We start from the raw sequence: 17872 nt of genomic DNA on the forward strand, positions 1-17872 counted from the left end.
CTTTAGTAATTGTACGAAAAACCAAGTTATTTCCTACTGATACTGAATATACATCGGTACGGGAGTCAAGGCCAGTACTTCTTCCGGCTTCATGATGCGGGAGCCGGGCTTGCGGAAGTCGTTTTTGTAGAACAGCTTGAAGCCCGTGTATTGCACCGGCTCTTTCTGGATGTAGTCGTGGTAGGAGTCCTTCTTCAAGACCGGTGGCCCCCAGCCGTCCATGTCCATCACGATCTGGACCGCTGGGTTGAGCTTGATGTTCTTGTAGTTTTTGATCATGCCCTGCGTGAAGCGATGAACGACCAGCACCTTGGGAGGTATATTATTTTCTTTCACGACCTGAGCCAGAAAGTTGACCGCCTGGTTTATGTCAGCCGCGTCGTAGGAACCGATTTTGGTGCCGGGTTTAGCTCCTGTTACCATTGAGAACTCCGGGTCGATGCCCAGGTGTACAAACGGCAGCTTGAGGTATTTTTCCAGGTATTTCATTTCCGGGCCCAGGGGTGCGTGGCCCCGCTGGATGTCCAGAAACACAATGGCGTTGTGTTCATTGCCCCACTTCAGCACTTTCTTGATGGTCTTATCCGACATCCGGAGTCGGTAGCCGCCGTCTTTACCGGGGGCACCCTGCGCCGAAATGGCGACGAGATGCAGCGCGGGCTGAATGGGCGTGTTAGGATCGGCCTTCTGCCAGTTTTTGATTTCTGCGTCGAGCCGACGAAGCATCTCATCTTTAGGATACTCACCCAGAATTCCCATCTTTTTCGAGTGGGGATTACCGTAGTACGCGAAGATGCGCTTTTTGGGCAGAATCGCTTCCGTAGGGGCATACGTCAGCGAGTCGAGTTCGAGATCGCCGGTCGAGATGCCGTCTGTCCGGATGGGTTTGGCCGCGGCAACGGGCGTAGCCGAGGAATCGGGCCGGGCTACGGTTGTGGATTGGGCTTTGGTAGGTTCGGCCGAAGCCTCGGTCGTGAGCTTGCCGTTTTGCTCAGAACCATCCTGATTCGACTGCGACGAACAGCCGGTTAGCTGGCTCAGGGCAAGAAACGTAAAAGCGGCCAACGAAAAGCGCATACTGCGATAAAGAATTTAGTGGTTAGTCACAAAAAAAGGGTTACGATCCCATGTCAGGAACTTAACCCTACGGTGCAAGTATAGAATGTTGCCGCAACTTTTCAAAGCGCCAGTTCGCCTAAGCCCTGTCTTATAATTGAAAAATCGTCGTCGGTGGCGTCAATAATCGTTGAGGGCACATTTCCGCCGTAGCCACCGTCAATAACAATATCGACCTGGTGCTGAAATTTCTCAAAAATCAATTCCGGATCGGTCGAATATTCAATGACTTCATCTTCGTCGCGAATGGACGTTGTGATGATGGGGTTGCCGAGTTCATGGACCAGCTGCCGCGGAATGTCGTGAGCCGGTACGCGAATACCAACGGTTTTCTTATTCGTGTTCAACAGCCTGGGCACCCGGTTGCTGGCTTCGAGAATAAACGTAAAAGGCCCCGGCAACAGCTTCTTCATCAACTTGAATGCCTGATTGCTCACCCGGGCGTAGTCGGCGATGTGGCTGAGGTCGTAGCAGATAAACGAAAAATCATTCTTGACCGGTTTGATGCCTTTGATACGGGCCACCCGCTCCACCGCCCGGGCGTTATGGATGTCGCAGCCCATACCGTAGATCGTGTCGGTGGGATAGATCACTACGGCGCCGTTGCGCAGGGCATTGACCACGTACTGGATTCGGCGCGGATCGGGATTTTGCGGGTACAGTCGGATAAATTCAGCGGGCATGGAAACAGCAGTTTCATGGTCAACGTTTCGGAGGCAAAGATGTTTGCCGGAAACCGGATCAAACCCCTACAATCACCCGCTTAAACCAGCTTTGTGACCGGACTGAGGGCATAGCTGGTGCCGCGCCATTTCAGATACGTCCGGTAGAGGCCGTTGACGGGCAGGTGCAGCCGGCTCAGGCCGAGGATGAATCGAGTCAGGAGGTCCGGCGTTTCCAGCTGGCTCAGTAGCTGCCCAAACCGCAGCGCCAGATCAAACTGTTCGGCGTAGAACGCTTTGCGAACGAACCGGCGTGTACGTCGGGCCAGGGCCCGGCGCTCGTCGGGTGTATGGCAGCGGTCAAGTGCCTTGTAACATACGGCCAGTGTCGATTGCAGGAGCGGATTGTCGGCCCGGGCAATCTGCGCCGACAGCGAGTCGGGCAGGCGTCGTTTGCAGGTTAATACCTCGTCGAGGTAAGCGTAGTGGTAAAGCCGGGCTGACCGAACCCAGAAGTCAAAGTCTTCAAACACCAGGGCTTCGTCGTAGCCACCCAGCTCGTTCAGCACGTCCCGGCGAATCATCATGGTTGGCGTGCAGATGTAGTACGACTCCAGTACGTTCCGGAACACGTCGCCCGACGGGACTTTTACGCAGGTTCGGCCCTGGTCATCGACCGGGTAATGCAGGCCGATAAACTGACCTCGTTCGTCGATGTACTGGGCGTTGGTGAACACTACGGCATACGGTCCGGCCAGTCGTTCGAAGAGTTCGACCTGCCGGGCGATACGGCCGGGGAGCAGTACGTCGTCGGCTGCGAGATCAATTACGTAGCGGCCACCGGCCAGTTTCAGGCCCTGATTGAAGGCTCGATTCAGGCCAACGTTGACTGAATTTCTGATGAACTGAATCCCGGGATGGCGGGCTGCGAACGCGTCGATACGTTCGGGGGTGCGATCGGTGCTGCCATTGTCGATCACGATCAGTTCGACGTTCGGGTAGCGCTGCGACACAACCGACTGCAGGGCTTCTTCGACGTAGGCTTCGTGGTTGAAGCTGATACAGATAACGGTTACCCAGGGCTTAATCTGGTTCAGGTATGGACTCATTGGTAAGTCGTTGGACTGCCCGGTCACCGACATCATGCGTACTAACTGCTTGTTAATGAATTTTTGACGAAAAACTCTCGGACAAAAAGGTTGGTTCGACGCTGATAGCTTCAGCAACCTCCTGGACCCGGATATCGTAATGATATATCATATTTCTGGCGAAAAACAGATATTTTGAGTAAACGGAAGACAAATTCAGGACTATCCGTTTTGCTGAAAATCTGGCACGGTTTTTCGTCAAAGTCAGCCGAAACGCTTCGGGGCAAACTGCTGCGGGGTAACGTACATTTATGGGTTAGGGTTAACAAACGCCACTTCAGGTATTGAGAGTGGCGTTTGTCGTTTCGGTCTTTTTTTCGGCCGGATTCGGATTCTTATCGCCCTCCAGATTATAGAGTGATACGTTCATTTCGAAGCCCAGTATGAGCAACAGGCAAATCAGATTCAGCCAGACCATCAGGGCGATGAGCGTACCGATTGAGCCATACACCTTGTTGTAAGAACCAAAGTTCGAGACGTAGAATGAGAAGGCCAGCGTAGCCAGGACGATGAGTACCGAGGCCGTAACGGACCCCGGCGTTACGAACGACCATTTCATGTCCACATCGGGGCCAAACCGGTAAATGACTGATACCACACCGACAAACACGGCAAAAACCAGCAGATAGCGGGCAATGCTGAGCAGATTGGCGACTACTACGTTGTTCAGAATACCAAACTGAAGCAGATAGTCCGTAACGATTCCCCCAATGACCAGTAAAACAATGGCCATGATCAGACCGAAGGCCAGTACGAACGTCAGGCCGGCGGCTGTCATCCGGACTTTCAAAAACCCCCGCTGGTCGGCCGATTCGTGCGACGAGTTAAATGCATTCATCAGGGCGACCATACCGCTCGTAGCCGCATACAAGGTCAGCAGAAAGCCAAACGACAGCACACTGTCGCGCTGCCGGCTGACGATGTCGCGGATGGTTGTATAAACGGCTTCGTACGTTCCGGCCGGAATAGCCCGGCGCAACAGGCTCATGATCTGATCGTCGAGATTATCGATCGGTATGTACGGAATTAGCGTAAACAGGAAAATGATGGCCGGAAATACTGCCAGAAACAGGTTAAACGCCACTGCAGAGGCCCGTTCGCTGAAATCCTGGCTGCTGATTTTTTCGATTAAACTATTCAGGAAGTCGTACCAGGTTCGCTTGGCGTTAAACGCCTGATGGTTGCGCATCCATTGCCGCGTTCCTGCCAGCGCCTTATAACTCATCAGTTTTTCAAACATAGCGTTGTGTCGTTTTGCGTTGCTCGGTTGATCCGCCAACTGTCTGCTCAATTCAGTACCCGATGCGACAGACGACTAGAATTCTAACCTACGTTTGAAAAAAAGGTTTTGCTGCTTCGAGCAATTCTGCGGGCGCTGCAATGGGTCTGCTGTTGCCGTTTTTTAGGAAAACCAGGGTGGTTTCGCCGGTATTGAGCAAGTGGCCGTCCTGGTTATAGATTTCGTAATGGAACACGATGCGGGTACGGGGCAGCTCGGGAATCGTGACGCGGATGGTGAGCAGGTCGTCGTAGCGGGCAGGGCGGATGAACCGGCTTTTCATATCGTAGACCGGCATACCGATCCCCTGCGCTTCGAGGTCTTTGTAGTTAAGTCCAAGCCCGCGCAGCGCTTCGACCCGCCCAATTTCGTAAAAATGGGCGTAGTTGCCGTAATACACAAAACCCATCTGATCGGTGTCGTAGTAGCGAACCCGGATGTTGGTTACGTCGTAGCTGAACATGGAGGAGAGGGAGGAAAGAAGGAAGGGAGAGAGGGAAAAAGGGGAGTCCCTTTTTTCCCTCTCTCCCTTCCTTTCTTATCGCATAATATTACGCTGGGTGAGGGCCTGCTGGTAAATGCGGGCGTTGGCCATGTGCTCGGTCAGGGTTTTCGAAAACGTATGGTAGCCCGAAAAGTCGGCTTTGGCCACAAAATACAGGTAGTCGTGTTCTTCGGGGTTCAGCACGGCGTCGATGGTCGCGGGCGACGGCAGGTTGATCGGTCCCGGCGGCAAACCGGCGAACCGGTACGTATTATACGGGGAATTGATCGCTTTATGGACATTCAAAACCCGCCGGATGGTGAAATCGCGGTGGGCAAACACCAGCGTCGGGTCTGCTTCCAGCCGGATACCCCGTTCCAGCCGGTTCAGATAAACGCCGGCTACCCGCGGCTGCTCGTCGCGTTTGTTGGTTTCGGCGGCCACGATCGAGGCCAGTACCTGCACCTGCGTCTGGGTCAGGCCAAGCGCTTTGGCTTTTGCCTGGCGTTCGGGGGTCCAGAACTTCTTGTACTCCTTGCCCATCCGCTCCAGGAACGCTTCGGGCTTGATGGTCCAGAAAAACTCGTACGTATTAGGCAGGAACATGCAGACGATGGTGGTCGTGTCGAAGCCAAATCGGGCACACACCTCCGGATCGTTCATTAATTGGGCGAGGGTGTCGGTGCTGAATTCAAACTTGCCGCCTAGCCGCTGCACGAGGTCGCTCTTGAGCCGGATGTTGTTGAACGTCACGGTCATGGGATCCTGACTGCCGCTGCGGAGCTTAACGATGGCGTTGTAGTTGCCGGTATTGGGAGGAATTTCATAGCGGCCTTCCTTTACCCGCTGGTTGTATTTCATGAGCCGGGCCAGAAACCGGAACGACACTTCATCTTCCAGCGCGTCGTGCTTTTTCAGCGAGTCGACAACGGAATCAAATGTTGATCCTTTGGGAATCAAGAGGGCAAAGGGTTCTTTTGCGCCTTCCCTGGCGTTCAGGTTTGGGGTTTTGAACACCTGCCAGAAATAAAAGGAGAACGTAGTGACCAGAATGGAAATGGTCAGAAACGCCCCGATCTTAAAGTTACGTGACATGATACGTTTGAATTACGCCCGCAAAGGTACGGCAGATTAGCACTACCTGCTGTTGGCTGCGTACAATTTCCCGCCTGAGCGACACTACCAGATAACGTTGGCCGGATACAGATTCGTCATGGGGTGTCGGTGGACTTCATAAAAATATAACTCATAGCAAAAGTTGGTCATAGTGAACTTCTGAACGGATGAACTGTATTTTTACATGTTGAAGGTGAGCAAGCTGCCTGAACCGCGTATGAAACACTATTCTATCTGGCTATTACTGTGCATCACGTTATCCAGTGCCACCGTACCGTTTAGTTGCAATCACGAGGAAATAGTTGCGGTGGTTGGCCCACCCCGCACCATACCACCGATCAGGGTGCCCCCAGCTCCCGGGCCTTTCATCTACGTTACACCGAACTATCAGTCCAACTGGACCTATTACAACGGTGTAAAAATCTACGACAAAATCATTGGACCCGGCTCGGTGCAGGAGTCAGACGTACTGCGCATCGAGGTTCGGAAGGACTATGGGGCTTCCATCCAGATCTACGACAAGGTTACCAAACAAAACCTGATCAACTTTTTCGACCTCGGCCGCGAATCGGGCATGAGTTCGTACAGTGGTATTGAAGATATCCCGTTCTCCGACGATTCGCCCCGCTGGAAAGGCATCGGCTACAACCCCCTGCAGGCTGGTGACGACGGTGGCAACCCGGCGCCTGTGTTGTATCATGGCTTTGTCGACGGCTGGATTTACACCAGGGCGCAGTGCCTGTCGTGGCCGCATACCACCGCCAAGCTTTTGCCCTTCTTTTACGAACAGTGGGCACGCGTCGACGGCAACAAGGTACACGTGAAAGTCCGGCTGACCCACCGCCGGGGCGACAACAAATTCCATGGACCCGGCGAGCAGGAGTGGCCCATGATGTTTGTCAACGGAGCCCGGAAAGTCCATTTTTACAACGGTCCGGCTCCATTCACCAACGCCCCTGCAACGGTCACGGACGGTATTGAACGAACGCTGTCGCCGGGTAATTTCGTTTTGCACCAAGGAACGGTATACGGGCAGACCGAACCCTGGCAGGGGGTCGAAGTTGGTAAGAATCCGGATGGATCACCGCGCATGATCGGGCTTTATACGCCCGGCTACTACCGGGCTAATTACAACGTGATGTCAATTCCGGCGAATGACAGCTGGGAGGGTGGCAATACGTCCACCTACGTATCAAATCGCCCGTTTTATCATCTGGACAGCGAGAATGTGTGGTTGAAGGAGTACACCTACGTGGTGGGCACCGAACAGCAGGTCCGCGAGTTTGTCTACGCCCAGCCCCGCCAGAACACCCCCGACTTCCACTTCCGTAAGGCCGATGGCCGCAACGGCTGGTTCATCTGGGACGGGGGCTATGACCAGAAGGAGCCCTTTGTGAGCGACAACTGGAAGGTGACCTTCACGGGCAAGACCGAGAACGGAGTGACCAACGCCTGGGGCAGCAAGCTGATGTCGGGCTACCACAGCTTCAAGGCCTCGGAGTTCAACAGTGTTTACATCCGCATGGCCTACTCGGGGCCTCAGACGCAGCTGCACCTGACGTGGCTGCTCAACGGGCAGGCTCCTGATGGTATGGACCCCCGCTACCCTAATCAAAACAAGGTCAGGTTTCCGAACGGGATCCGGAACAGCAACCAGTATATCCCCTTCAATGTGATCAACGATGGGAAGATGCACACCTACAAGGTGAGTTTTGCGGGGCATCCCATGTGGAAGGACATCATCCAGCAGTTTGAGATCACCCACAACAGTGACTCTCGTTTTGTCCCCCCGGGCGAGGTCATCGAACTAAACTATTTAGGCGTAAATGACCCGGGTGTGGCCTTTTAAACAGGTTGATGCTGTCCGGAAAATGTTATCTGAAATACCAGTTTGGTATATAAATGATAAAATTCTAACCCTGTTAGCTACTGTAAATAAATAACCAGAGGGGTAGGAGGCCGCTCAGTAAAAAAGTTGGCACGCTTTTAGTGTACAGTTGAGGAAAGATCCAACATTCCTGACCAGTACGGTCACGACTGATCCACTACATTGCCATGGCCCATCCGCGCTTGCTCTGTATTCTGCTGATTTTCTGCTCCTGTACCGTTGTCTGGGGGCAAATTACGCTGCCCTGCCAGTCTCGGTGTGTCGCCTACTTCGTAAAGCGAGGCCCTTACGTACCGAAACCGCCCGTACAAAAACCACCGCCACCATCGGATGATGAACCGTTTACTTATCCGGTTCCTAGTGAACAAACCGAATGGAATGGGTACAACACCAACCGAATCCACAACAAGGAGATTGGTAAAATGTTTACCCAGGAGTCGGACGCGCTGCGCATCGAGGTCCGAAAGGAGTACGGGGCTTCCCTTCAGATTTATGATAAAGTAACGAACCAGTACCTGATCAACTTCTTTGACCAGGGCCGCGAGTCGGGCATGAGTTCGTACAGTGGCGTTGAAGATATCCCGTTCTCCGATGATTCGCCCCGCTGGAAAGGCATCGGCTACAATCCTCTGCAGGCCGGCGACGACGGCGGCAACCCGGCACCTATTCTGTATCAGGGGATCGTAAACGGCTGGATTTATACGAAAGCCCAGTGCCTGTCGTGGCCACACATGGATGCGCGGCTGCTGCCCTTCTTCTATGAGCAGTGGGTGAAGCTGAAAGGCAACAAGGTACACGTGAAAGTCCGGTTGACCCACCGCCGGGGCGACAATGTATTCCACAATGCCAGCCAGCAGGAGTGGCCGATGATGATGATTAATGGCGCCAAGACGGTAAGATTTTACAATGGGTCTCAGCCCTTTACGGGAGCGCCCACGGCCGCAACCAACGCCATCGAACGGCGCAACGGCGATGATTATGTTCTGCATCAGGGCACGCCTTTCGGCCAGACTGAACCCTGGCAGGGGGTCGAAATTGGTGCCAACCGCCTGATTGGATTGTATTGCCCGGGCTTTTACCGCGCGAGTTATAACGTAGCGGTGCCGTGGCTGCGCGACGATTGGGAAGGGGGAAATACCATGACGTATATCTCCAACCACCCGATGGTGCACCTGGACAGCGAGAATGTGTGGTTGAAGGAGTACACCTACGTGGTGGGCACCGAACAGCAGGTCCGCGAGTTTGTCTACGCCCAGCCCCGCCAGAACACCCCCGACTTCCACTTCCGCAAGGCCGACGGCCGCAACGGCTGGTTCATCTGGGACGGGGGCTATGACCAGAAGGAGCCCTTTGTGAGCGACAACTGGAAGGTGACCTTCACGGGCAAGACCGAGAACGGAGTGACCAACGCCTGGGGCAGCAAGCTGATGTCGGGCTACCACAGCTTCAAGGCCTCGGAGTTCAACAGTGTTTACATCCGCATGGCCTACTCGGGACCACAGACGCAGCTGCACCTGACGTGGCTGCTCAACGGGCAGGCTCCTGATGGTATGGACCCCAGTTATCCCAATCAGAACAGTCTGCGCTTCCCCAAGGGTGTTCGTGACCAAAATCAGTTTGTGGTTATCCCAGTCATCAACGATGGGAAGATGCACACCTACAAGGTGAGTTTTGCGGGGCATCCTATGTGGAAGGACATCATCCAGCAGTTTGAGATTACCCATGGAAACGCTTATACGTTCCTTCCGCCGGGCGAAGTCATTGAGCTGAACTACCTGGGGGTAAACAATCCTGGTAACTAAGTAACACCTGAATGGCATTCAACCGGGCAATGGTCTTCGCGACTGTTGCCCGGGTTTGTTTTGTAGCTTATCTATAAATGCCTGCTTCGCCATCAGATAAGTAAAAAAGTGTATGTATACGTTTTTTTAGGTTAAGTAAGTTCTCATAATTACCGTATGTTAGCGAAGTCAATACCATTTCATGTTGCAACCCGTCAATCAATATGAGCTTAACCAGCCGCTTGAAATCAATGGTGAAGCAGGCGATGACTCCTCAGCCCAAGCCCCTCACCGAGTTTGAGTACGCGACCCTGCCCTGGATCGATAAGAAAGATGCTGATATCGATTCATTCGTGAAGCGGTATCAGCGTGGTCAGAACTTTCCCTACGATCTGGCCGACAAGCTGCGCTTCTGGCAGCAGAACGGCTACGTTATTCTGGAAAAAGCTATCCAGGAGGAGTGGGTCGATCAATTATGGAATGAGGTCGAGGAATTGATTGCCCACCATGAGCGGTATCGGACCAACGTCCGGATCGACCGGCCCGAGTACGCGGCTCAGCCAGTTAAGGAAGCTAAAGACGTACCGACGGAGGTGCTCGACGGCCCCTACATCAAGATCATGGACTTCCATGATAACTCGGTAATGGGCAAGAAGATCATGCTGCACAACAGCATCGTGACGTTCCTGGAAGCGGTGTTCAGCGACCGGGTCGTGGCCATGCAGAGCCTGCTGTTCAAATACGGTAGCCAGCAGGCAACCCATCAGGATTTTGCCTACGTAGTATCGGAGAACCCCAGCCACCTGGCAGCCGCCTGGATTGCGCTGGAAGACGTACACATCGACTCGGGTCCGCTATTTTATTTCCCCGGTTCGCATAAGCTCCGGAAGTTTGACTTCGGCAACACCGGTATGTTCTACAGTGGCGAATCAAAACACAATCCGACTGATTTTGCCCGGTATCTGGAAAAGGTTTGCCAGGAGGCCGGGCTGAAACGCGAAACGCTGCTGATCAAAAAAGGGGACGTGCTGCTCTGGCATGCATCGCTGGCCCACGGGGGCGACGCCATCCGCAATCCGGCCCTGACGCGGAAGTCATACGTGTGTCATTACTCGTCGCTGAAGGCGTATCAGCATCATCGGCAGGCCCCGACGAGCGAACCGATACGTCGGTCGATGAACGGCGCTGATGTATTTGCCAATCCGCAGATGCCCGATCAGGAGGATATTTTCAAATAAGCTGTTTGGTCTGAAAAAGGGATCAACCGTCGCTGGTTGATCCCTTTTTTTATTCCCGTACCCAGACGATGAAGTCCGTAACGGGAGCATCGGGGAGCATCTGCCGAACAAGCTGCACGACCTGTCCGCGGTGGTAGGCGGAGTGGTGCGACATGTGCGTCAGGATATCCAGCACGGTATTCTGGAACGGCTGGTCTTTTGAGGTTACGTAATCGATGGGGGCCAGCAGTTCTGTTTCGGCCAGATTGGTGATGTGGTTCACCAGCTTACGGTGCTGACGATCGGCCATTTCGGCCATCCAGGCAATCGGAATATCCTCCCAGATGGCTACAAAGGTCGGTTCTTTCGTTACGCGGCCAATCCAGATTTGCTGCGCGGACAGGATGTGTCCCATAACCTGCACCGCCCGGGCCGGTGGCGCGTCCAGCGTTTCGAGCGCCTGGATGACGCGTTTGTTGGCCCAGGCTTCATAGTTTAGCAAGTGAATGAGATAGTTTTTCATAACTGCGGACGGACAAGCGCTTCAAGGGGCTGTAGGCATACCACGCTGAATTGCCTGATAAAGGGCCTCTGCGACGTTTGTTCGGGTATTCAACTCGCTAATCTTATTATTGTTCCGGGTCGGATACACCCGATTCGACAGAAATACGTACGACAGGTTGAACGCCGGATCAACCCACGTAAAGGTTCCCGTGAAACCGGAGTGCCCGAAACTGGCCGGACTTGCGGAGCGGGGCGCGTTGCCGGTGAATTTAAACGAAGGCTTTTCGAAACCCAGCCCCCGCCGGTTACCGAACCTGGGGAACTGGTAGCTCGTGAATAGTCTCAGGGTTTGCGGTGTAATAAACATCTGACCGCCGTAGCTCCCGTTCTGCCGGTACATTTCTACCAGTTTCATCAGGTCGTTGGCCGTACCGAACAGTCCCGCGTGGCCCGACAAACCGCCCAGCATAGCCGCGCCCTCGTCATGAACACGGCCCCAGATGAGGGTTTCGCGGAACAGAGAATCATATTCGGTCGGTACGATCCGGTCGAGCGCATAGAACCGGCGCGGATTGTACGTAAGCGTGGTGGCACCCAGCGGCCGGTAGAATGTCTTTTTCAGATACTCCTCAAATTCGACTCCGGTCAGCCGCTTCACAATCTGCGGGTAGAGGTAAAACGAGAGGTCGCTGTAGACATACTCGGGTACACCCGGGGTTTTGGTCTGGTTCAGGGGCGACTCCCGGATTTGATCGAAGATTTGTTTAGGATAGCCACGGTATTCAAACAGGCTGTCAGTCACTTCAATCGGGAAACGTCGGGACCGCTCTTTCTCGAACGTGCGGGGTTTGTACGTACCGTCGGGGTTTTTGGTGTCGCGCCAGAACGGAATCCAGGCTTTGAGCCCGGCCTGGTGAGTCAGTACGTTGCGCCACGTCAGATTCGCTTTGTTCGAGTTTTTGTAGTCGGGCAGGTAGTCGACCATCTTCCCATCCACGTTGAATTTCTTTTCATCTACCAACCGCATCAGGGCGGGTGTCGATGTGCTGATCTTCGTGACGGATGCCATGTCGTACAGATCGTCGACCCGGGTAGGACGGGGCGCAACGCCCAGCGACGCGTCGTACACCTGCGAGCCGTAGGCCTTCCGGAAAATTACCTTGCCGTCTTTGGCCATCTCCACGACGCAACCCGGAATGGCTTTCTGCCCGATAGCCACCGAAACCAGCGAATCGACCTGACTGGTCAGGAACCGGCTGTCGATCCCGACTTCTTCCGGGATGGTGTACTTCAAACGACCCAGCGGCCGGACGGCGACGCCATCGCCCGAGCGGTACGTCGAATCGACGGTAACGGGGAGCTTGCCGTCGGCGCCAATGGCCCCAAAAATCAACTGGGCCGATAGCTCTTCGGTATATTTGGTGAGCTGGTACGGCATCACAATAGCCCGCGCTTTATCCAGGCCCGGCAGTTTACCCAGGGCGTACACGTTGCCGAATACCGTCACCACGGCCTTGCCGGTGGCGCTCAGGTCGTTGACAAAACCGGCCGTTTTGGGCTGCATACCGTAGCGGGCACCCGGCCGGATGTTATTCAGATGTACATCAACCAGAATCAGATTATAGGTTTGCAGCGTATCCCGAACCCGGGCGATGGATGCCGCATCCATTTTCGAGGTAAGGAAAAAGTGGTCGACCTGGGTGTAGTTACCCAGCATCTGCTGAAAGTCCGTCGGTACGTCCGATTCAACGGCTACCGACGCAATCCGGAGGGTGTCCAGTTGCTGCAGCGGCAGGAGGTTCATGTCGTTTCTGACCACGGTCAGGCTGGCTTCGGTAAGCTGCCGGTTGAGCAGGTCGTCCTGCACCCGGTTCAGGTCGCGCACCAGATTATCGAGCACGATCGGCTTGTACCTGTTCAACCCGGCCCAGGCTTTAGCCCGCAGGACCTTCAGGCACCGGGCATCCAGTGACGCCTGGGAGAGCCGGCCTTCGCCAACCGCCTGTTTGATCTGCGCAATGGCTTTCGGTACGTCCTCCGTAAACTCCAGTACGTCCATACCGGCTTCGAGCCCCAGCCTGTCGGCCTGACCCGACGGGAAATACTTGGTCACGCCCTTCATGTTCATCGCGTCCGAAAAGATCAGGCCCTGAAAGCCAAGCTGGTCGCGGAGCAGATCGGATACGATGGCGGGCGAAAGCGTCGATGGGCGGTTGCGCGTTGTGTCGAGGGCCGGAATGCTGAGGTGAGCAACCATCACCCCCGACGCGCCCGAATTGATGAGCTGCCGAAAAGGGTAGAGTTCCAGGCTGTCGAGTTCTTTCCGGCTTTTTGTGATAACGGGCAGGTCGTAGTGCGAGTCGGTGCCGGTATCGCCATGCCCCGGGAAGTGCTTGATGCTGGTCAGCAGGCCGTTGTCTTCCATACCGCGGAGGTAGGCCAGGGCCTTCCGTGTGACAGCAAATTTATCTTCGCCGAACGACCGGAAGTTGATGACGGGGTTGTTCGGGTTGTTGTTGACATCGACCGACGGGGCAAAATTGACGTGAACGCCCAGCCGGTGGCACTGCCGGGCCAGGTTAGCGCCCATTTTATAAAGCAAGTCGTCGTGGCCCTGCATGGCGCCGAGCGTCATCTGATAAGGATAGCGCACGGTGCTGTCCAGCCGCATGGCCAGGCCCCATTCTGCGTCCATGGCTACCAGCAGGGGTACCTGCGAGAGGGCCTGCAGCCGGTTCGTTAGCTTGGCCTGCCGAATCGGTCCGCCCTGAAAGAAAACGACCCCGCCCAGTTTATAGGTCCGAACCAGCGTCACCAGTGAGTCCTCGTAGGCCTGGTTACGGTTCGAATAAGCCGCGACCATGATCAGCTGCGCAATGCGCTCATCGGGCGTCAAGTCGGCAAATACCGAATCGGCCCAGCGGCTGGCCTGATCGGATAGTCGCAGAAACGTAGGAGGAGTGGGAGAAAGCTCACCGGAATCCGGGTCGCCGGCTGGAGAAGAAACAGTCTGCGAATAACTTACGATGGAGAAAAGTAGGCCGAAAAAAGCAAATAATATCGATCGGCACCAGGCCATATTCAGAGCAATTTGTAGTGAACGACAAAAGTACAAAAGTCCAGCCTGCTGACGACGACCGTTTATACAGAAAAACAGCAGGTCATATGTGGCCTGCTGTTTTGCTAATGGGTATCAGAACGTTATGGAAGGAGCTGCGGTTGCCGGATCAGCTTCTGCGAATGAACCGGCCGAACGCCATCCAGAATCTGAAGAATGTAAAACGCTTCGGCCGACTGCCCAATTTTAACGTGCAGCTGGCCGGCTTCCAGGCGCAGATCGCTGCCGGTGATTTCAGTACGTAGTCCGTTCAGCTGGGTCAGTACAACGCGCAGCCGGCTGGTGGTTAGATTGGCCGGTACGCTGACGGTCACCTCATCGACGAATGGATTGGGCCATACCCGCCAGTTGCCTTCGGTTGCCACGGGTTGTCTGGCCAGTTCGACGGCGGCTGTACGGGCCGAGGGCGAGTAAACCGGAAAGACGCCGTTCTGCAGAGTTACCTCTGATATGATGCCCTCGCCTGAATCGCCCTGCCTGCGCACCGACAGCCGGTAGCGGCCGGGTTCCACACCGCCTACGCCGAGGCCGCTGGGATAAACGGCCAGTGGCGCGTAGTACCGGTACTGATTGTAGCCGCTGTAGTCATTGCCGTTGGTGGCAGACCCCCAGTTCGTTTCGCTGAATGGCCCATCGAGCCGTTCGAGCCGCATCTCAACCGGAACAGTCGCATCGGCCAGCAGTTGAAAGCCGTGGGTGGGCATATCGTATTTGTAGCCGACCGAGCGGATGGTCCAATCCGGTGCCGGATTGGACGTGACCGGCGGCTGAACGGGTGGGGCTGGCGGTGCCGGCTGCTGGGTTGGTGGCTGTACGGGCGATGTCGGCTGCTGCGTACCACTGATCACGGCGGCTTCGTGCACACCATCCTGGAGCGTAACTTCGGCCGATACACCAGTGCCGCTGTCGCCCTGCGACCGTACGGACAACCGGTAGCGACCTGCCTCAACCCCGCCAAATCCAATCACAGGTGGCATGTAAAAGCGGTAATAGGTGTAGCCGCTATACTCCGTACTGGCCGTAGCGGGACCCCAGTTCGTTTCGTTGAATTGGCCATCCAGTCGTTCCAGCCGCATTTCAACCGCGCCGGATGCGTCGGCCAGCAGTTGGAAGCCGTGCGAGATAGCGTCGTATTTGTAGCCGATCCGCCGAATCCGGCCGTCGGTGGGCGCAGGGTTGGTAACTACGGGCGGGGTTGGGGGTTGCGGGGTTGTAGGCTGCGGGGGCGTTGGCTGTACCGGAGCGGGTGCAGGCGCGGGTGGCGTAGGAGCCGGGGCGGGACCTGGCTGGACGTTATCACCGGCTGTGTAGGTAGTGAACTTACCATTCAGCAGCGTTACGTCGCTCCAGACGCCCTCGCCGGCATCGCCCTGCCGACGTACCGACAGCCGATAGCGACCGGGTTCGACACCGCCTACACCTGCCGCGATGGGTGGGTAGAAACGGTAGTGGGTAAATCCGGCAAAATCAGCACTGGCCATTGGAGCACCCCAGTTGGTTTCTCCGCCGAACGAACCACCATCGATCCGTTGCAGACGAACCTCGACTGGGCCGGTTGCGTTGACCAGCAACTGAAACCCGTGCGAAACAGCGTCGTACTTGTAGCCAATCATGCGAATCGCTTCGGTAGGTGTACCGCCGTTCTCGCTTGGCTGTGTGGGCTGCGTCGGGTTGGAGGGTGTCTGTACCGGACCGTTGCCGACGTGAAAGAGATCGCTGGGCGTGCCCGTGAAAGCCGGCTGGGTCGAGGTGACGCGAACGCGGTAGTTGCCGGGAGCGAGCGAACCCGGCAGCGTTACCTGGAGTGGATTGCCCGTTCCGGTGCCGAGTTCGCTGACAACCCCGCCGTCGCTGTTCAGGACCTGCACCCTGAACTGGTTACCGCCTTCAAACGGCCCATTCTTCACGTAAGGTACGTAAATCACCTGGCCGGCATTGACGCTGGCGGGCAGCACATAACCGGTCGTGATAGCGGGTCGGTCGCCCGATGGACTGAGCGGCTGCGAACGGCTGAAAAAATCACCGTTGAGGCTCTGGTCCCACAAATCGGTCAGGCGGGGCAGACCGGCACCCATGAAGTGTACGTCGTCGGGACGGTTGTCGGCACCCGTCAGTTGGTCCGTGCTGGGACCGGCAAATACGTTAGGCACTTCATTGGACAGGCGATTCTGGGCGTTGATGATGTTGCCGTCCGTGCGTCCCTGCACGTAGGTGGCCCGGGATACGACCCAGGCCAGTGAACCGTAGTTGGTTTGCTGGCGGCTTTTATTGATGAGGAACAGAATGTTGTCGAAGTACCGCTGCGGGTCGTTGCCTACGTCGCCTTCGCCCTGGTGCCACAGAACCGACCGCAGACCGGTCCGGCTGGCGTAGTGCAGCAGAGCCGCGCCCAATCGGCGATAGGGAAACAGGTTCTGCGCGTATTCGGGTGCGTTTTCGGCCGACCGGCGCCACTGCTCGCTGGACGTACCGGGCTGGGCAGCGCCGAGAAAGAGGATGGGTACGTTCAGCCGGCCGGCGAGCTTATCGCCCAGCATACCCCAGATATGCATAGGATTCGACGGGCCAATGCTGCGGCCACCGTCGGCATGGCTGAAGGCCACCGGTAGGAGTTGTTCGTTAAGATTATCGTCTTTGAAATCGAGGCAGGAAACGCGGTCGTCGAAGGCCCCGGTCGTGTTGTCGTTGCCAAACGCGTTCGATTGCCCCGACACAATGAAAACCTCGCCAATGCCAACCCGACTGACGCCGGCGCTGGCCAGTACGTTGTTGTCGGCTAAGGCCCGTACTTCGAGCTGGTACCACCCGCCCCGGCCGGGGATGGTGCCGCTGAACGCTTTGTTGGGAGAGATTAGGTTGATGGCGGTCCAGTCGGTGGGACTGCCCTGGCCGGCGGTGATGGGAACGAGCCGGGCTTCGATGCGGGAGGTACCGGCGGGGGCCTGACCGGCAACCCAGACGGTGCCCTGGTTGGCCTGGTTTCGCTGGTAAACGATGCGTGATTGAGGAGAGGAGAGAGTAAGCTGAGCCAACGCAAAGCCAGTGCTGATTCCCCATAAAAGGAAAGTCCAGATGAGAAGTTTTCTCATAAATCAGGTAGTATAGTTGAAAAAAGCACGGTAAACCCACCCGAACTGTTTGCACAATTCGCTACAACCAGGCGGTATGTTAGCATGGTAGATTCAGCCTGCGTGGGCTGAACCAAGTGTGGGAGTTACTACGAATTGCTGAACATAATAAACACAAAACCCAGCCCGCGGAACCAACTTTATGAACACCAGAAAGCAATTCGTTGACAAATATAGGCGCAAAACCAGAAAGGCAAATTTTATTTTGATTAAATTGATATTATTAAAAAATATTTTGCCGAATGAAGTTTAGTCAATATTTAATTTTAAATCCTATAATGTTTATATGGATAAAAGACAACTAATTGAGGCATGATTTGTACATAATCCGTTGATTAAGCGGTAAAAAATAGCCGGCTCTGCCAGAGCCGGCTAAGGGGCTTTCATGAGAAAAGTACAATTAATTTTATGTGGACAAGCGTATGGTTAGT

General features: G+C 55.3%; 12 protein-coding genes. 3 read left to right on the plus strand and 9 right to left on the minus strand.

What is annotated here, in order from left to right; all coding sequences use genetic code 11:
• Window positions 1–33: 33 nt before the first annotated feature.
• The 6 genes from DYU11_RS28150 to mltG all read right to left on the minus strand — a co-directional run bounded on the left by DYU11_RS28150 (window position 34) and on the right by mltG (window position 5784).
• Window positions 34–1077: a hypothetical protein gene (locus DYU11_RS28150; RefSeq protein ID WP_199736813.1), complete on the minus strand. Its 1044-nt coding sequence runs from the start codon at window positions 1075–1077 to the stop codon at window positions 34–36.
• A 101-nt stretch (window positions 1078–1178) separates the two neighbouring features.
• Window positions 1179–1799: an L-threonylcarbamoyladenylate synthase gene (locus DYU11_RS28155; protein ID WP_119671080.1), complete on the minus strand. Its 621-nt coding sequence runs from the start codon at window positions 1797–1799 to the stop codon at window positions 1179–1181.
• Window positions 1800–1879: 80 nt separating this feature from the next.
• A complete protein-coding gene (locus tag DYU11_RS28160; protein WP_229366094.1) occupies window positions 1880–2887 on the minus strand; it encodes a glycosyltransferase family 2 protein in 1008 nt (335 codons plus the stop codon).
• Window positions 2888–3203: 316 nt separating this feature from the next.
• Complete coding sequence (locus DYU11_RS28165; RefSeq protein WP_119671082.1) at window positions 3204–4166, minus strand: YihY/virulence factor BrkB family protein; 963 nt, start codon at window positions 4164–4166, stop codon at window positions 3204–3206.
• Window positions 4167–4254: 88 nt separating this feature from the next.
• Window positions 4255–4668 carry an acyl-CoA thioesterase gene (locus DYU11_RS28170; RefSeq protein WP_119671083.1) on the minus strand — a complete coding sequence of 138 codons (414 nt, stop codon included), beginning with the start codon at window positions 4666–4668 and terminating at the stop codon, window positions 4255–4257.
• A 75-nt stretch (window positions 4669–4743) separates the two neighbouring features.
• The gene (mltG, locus tag DYU11_RS28175; RefSeq protein ID WP_119671084.1) at window positions 4744–5784 is read right to left on the minus strand and encodes an endolytic transglycosylase MltG; all 1041 of its coding nucleotides are present in this window, start codon (window positions 5782–5784) and stop codon (window positions 4744–4746) included.
• A gap of 238 nt (window positions 5785–6022) precedes the next feature.
• On the opposite strand from mltG, the gene DYU11_RS28180 reads away from it, so the two are divergent.
• From DYU11_RS28180 to DYU11_RS28190, 3 genes are all read left to right on the plus strand, one after another.
• Complete coding sequence (locus DYU11_RS28180) at window positions 6023–7654, plus strand: hypothetical protein (protein WP_119671182.1); 1632 nt, start codon at window positions 6023–6025, stop codon at window positions 7652–7654.
• Window positions 7655–7860: 206 nt separating this feature from the next.
• Window positions 7861–9495, plus strand: coding sequence for a hypothetical protein (locus DYU11_RS28185; protein ID WP_119671085.1), 1635 nt, complete (start codon window positions 7861–7863; stop codon window positions 9493–9495).
• Window positions 9496–9698: 203 nt separating this feature from the next.
• Window positions 9699–10712: a phytanoyl-CoA dioxygenase family protein gene (locus DYU11_RS28190; RefSeq protein ID WP_119671086.1), complete on the plus strand. Its 1014-nt coding sequence runs from the start codon at window positions 9699–9701 to the stop codon at window positions 10710–10712.
• Window positions 10713–10761: 49 nt separating this feature from the next.
• Here DYU11_RS28190 and DYU11_RS28195 read toward each other — a convergent pair whose 3' ends face one another.
• The 3 genes from DYU11_RS28195 to DYU11_RS28205 all read right to left on the minus strand — a co-directional run bounded on the left by DYU11_RS28195 (window position 10762) and on the right by DYU11_RS28205 (window position 17402).
• Complete coding sequence (locus tag DYU11_RS28195) at window positions 10762–11214, minus strand: DinB family protein (protein ID WP_119671087.1); 453 nt, start codon at window positions 11212–11214, stop codon at window positions 10762–10764.
• Between the two features lie 21 nt (window positions 11215–11235).
• Entirely contained in the window at window positions 11236–14274 is a 3039-nt protein-coding gene (locus DYU11_RS28200) for a serine hydrolase domain-containing protein (protein WP_119671088.1), read from the minus strand.
• Between the two features lie 122 nt (window positions 14275–14396).
• Window positions 14397–17402, minus strand: a complete 3006-nt coding sequence (locus DYU11_RS28205) for a sialate O-acetylesterase (protein ID WP_119671089.1) — start codon at window positions 17400–17402, stop codon at window positions 14397–14399.
• Between the last annotated feature and the right edge of the window lie 470 nt (window positions 17403–17872).

The organism is Fibrisoma montanum, from assembly GCF_003583365.1.
Lineage (GTDB): Bacteria > Bacteroidota > Bacteroidia > Cytophagales > Spirosomataceae > Fibrisoma > Fibrisoma montanum.

Excerpts from the sequence above, each read along its gene's own strand:
- DYU11_RS28150 (WP_199736813.1), bottom strand. The coding sequence starts at position 1,077 with ATGCGCTTTTCGTTGGCCGCTTTTACGTTTCTTGCCCTGAGCCAGCTA.
- DYU11_RS28155 (WP_119671080.1), bottom strand. The coding sequence starts at position 1,799 with ATGCCCGCTGAATTTATCCGACTGTACCCGCAAAATCCCGATCCGCGC.
- DYU11_RS28160 (WP_229366094.1), bottom strand. The coding sequence starts at position 2,887 with ATGAGTCCATACCTGAACCAGATTAAGCCCTGGGTAACCGTTATCTGT.
- DYU11_RS28165 (WP_119671082.1), bottom strand. The coding sequence starts at position 4,166 with ATGTTTGAAAAACTGATGAGTTATAAGGCGCTGGCAGGAACGCGGCAA.
- DYU11_RS28170 (WP_119671083.1), bottom strand. The coding sequence starts at position 4,668 with ATGTTCAGCTACGACGTAACCAACATCCGGGTTCGCTACTACGACACC.
- mltG (WP_119671084.1), bottom strand. The coding sequence starts at position 5,784 with ATGTCACGTAACTTTAAGATCGGGGCGTTTCTGACCATTTCCATTCTG.
- DYU11_RS28180 (WP_119671182.1), top strand. The coding sequence starts at position 6,023 with ATGAAACACTATTCTATCTGGCTATTACTGTGCATCACGTTATCCAGT.
- DYU11_RS28185 (WP_119671085.1), top strand. The coding sequence starts at position 7,861 with ATGGCCCATCCGCGCTTGCTCTGTATTCTGCTGATTTTCTGCTCCTGT.
- DYU11_RS28190 (WP_119671086.1), top strand. The coding sequence starts at position 9,699 with ATGAGCTTAACCAGCCGCTTGAAATCAATGGTGAAGCAGGCGATGACT.
- DYU11_RS28195 (WP_119671087.1), bottom strand. The coding sequence starts at position 11,214 with ATGAAAAACTATCTCATTCACTTGCTAAACTATGAAGCCTGGGCCAAC.
- DYU11_RS28200 (WP_119671088.1), bottom strand. The coding sequence starts at position 14,274 with ATGGCCTGGTGCCGATCGATATTATTTGCTTTTTTCGGCCTACTTTTC.
- DYU11_RS28205 (WP_119671089.1), bottom strand. The coding sequence starts at position 17,402 with ATGAGAAAACTTCTCATCTGGACTTTCCTTTTATGGGGAATCAGCACT.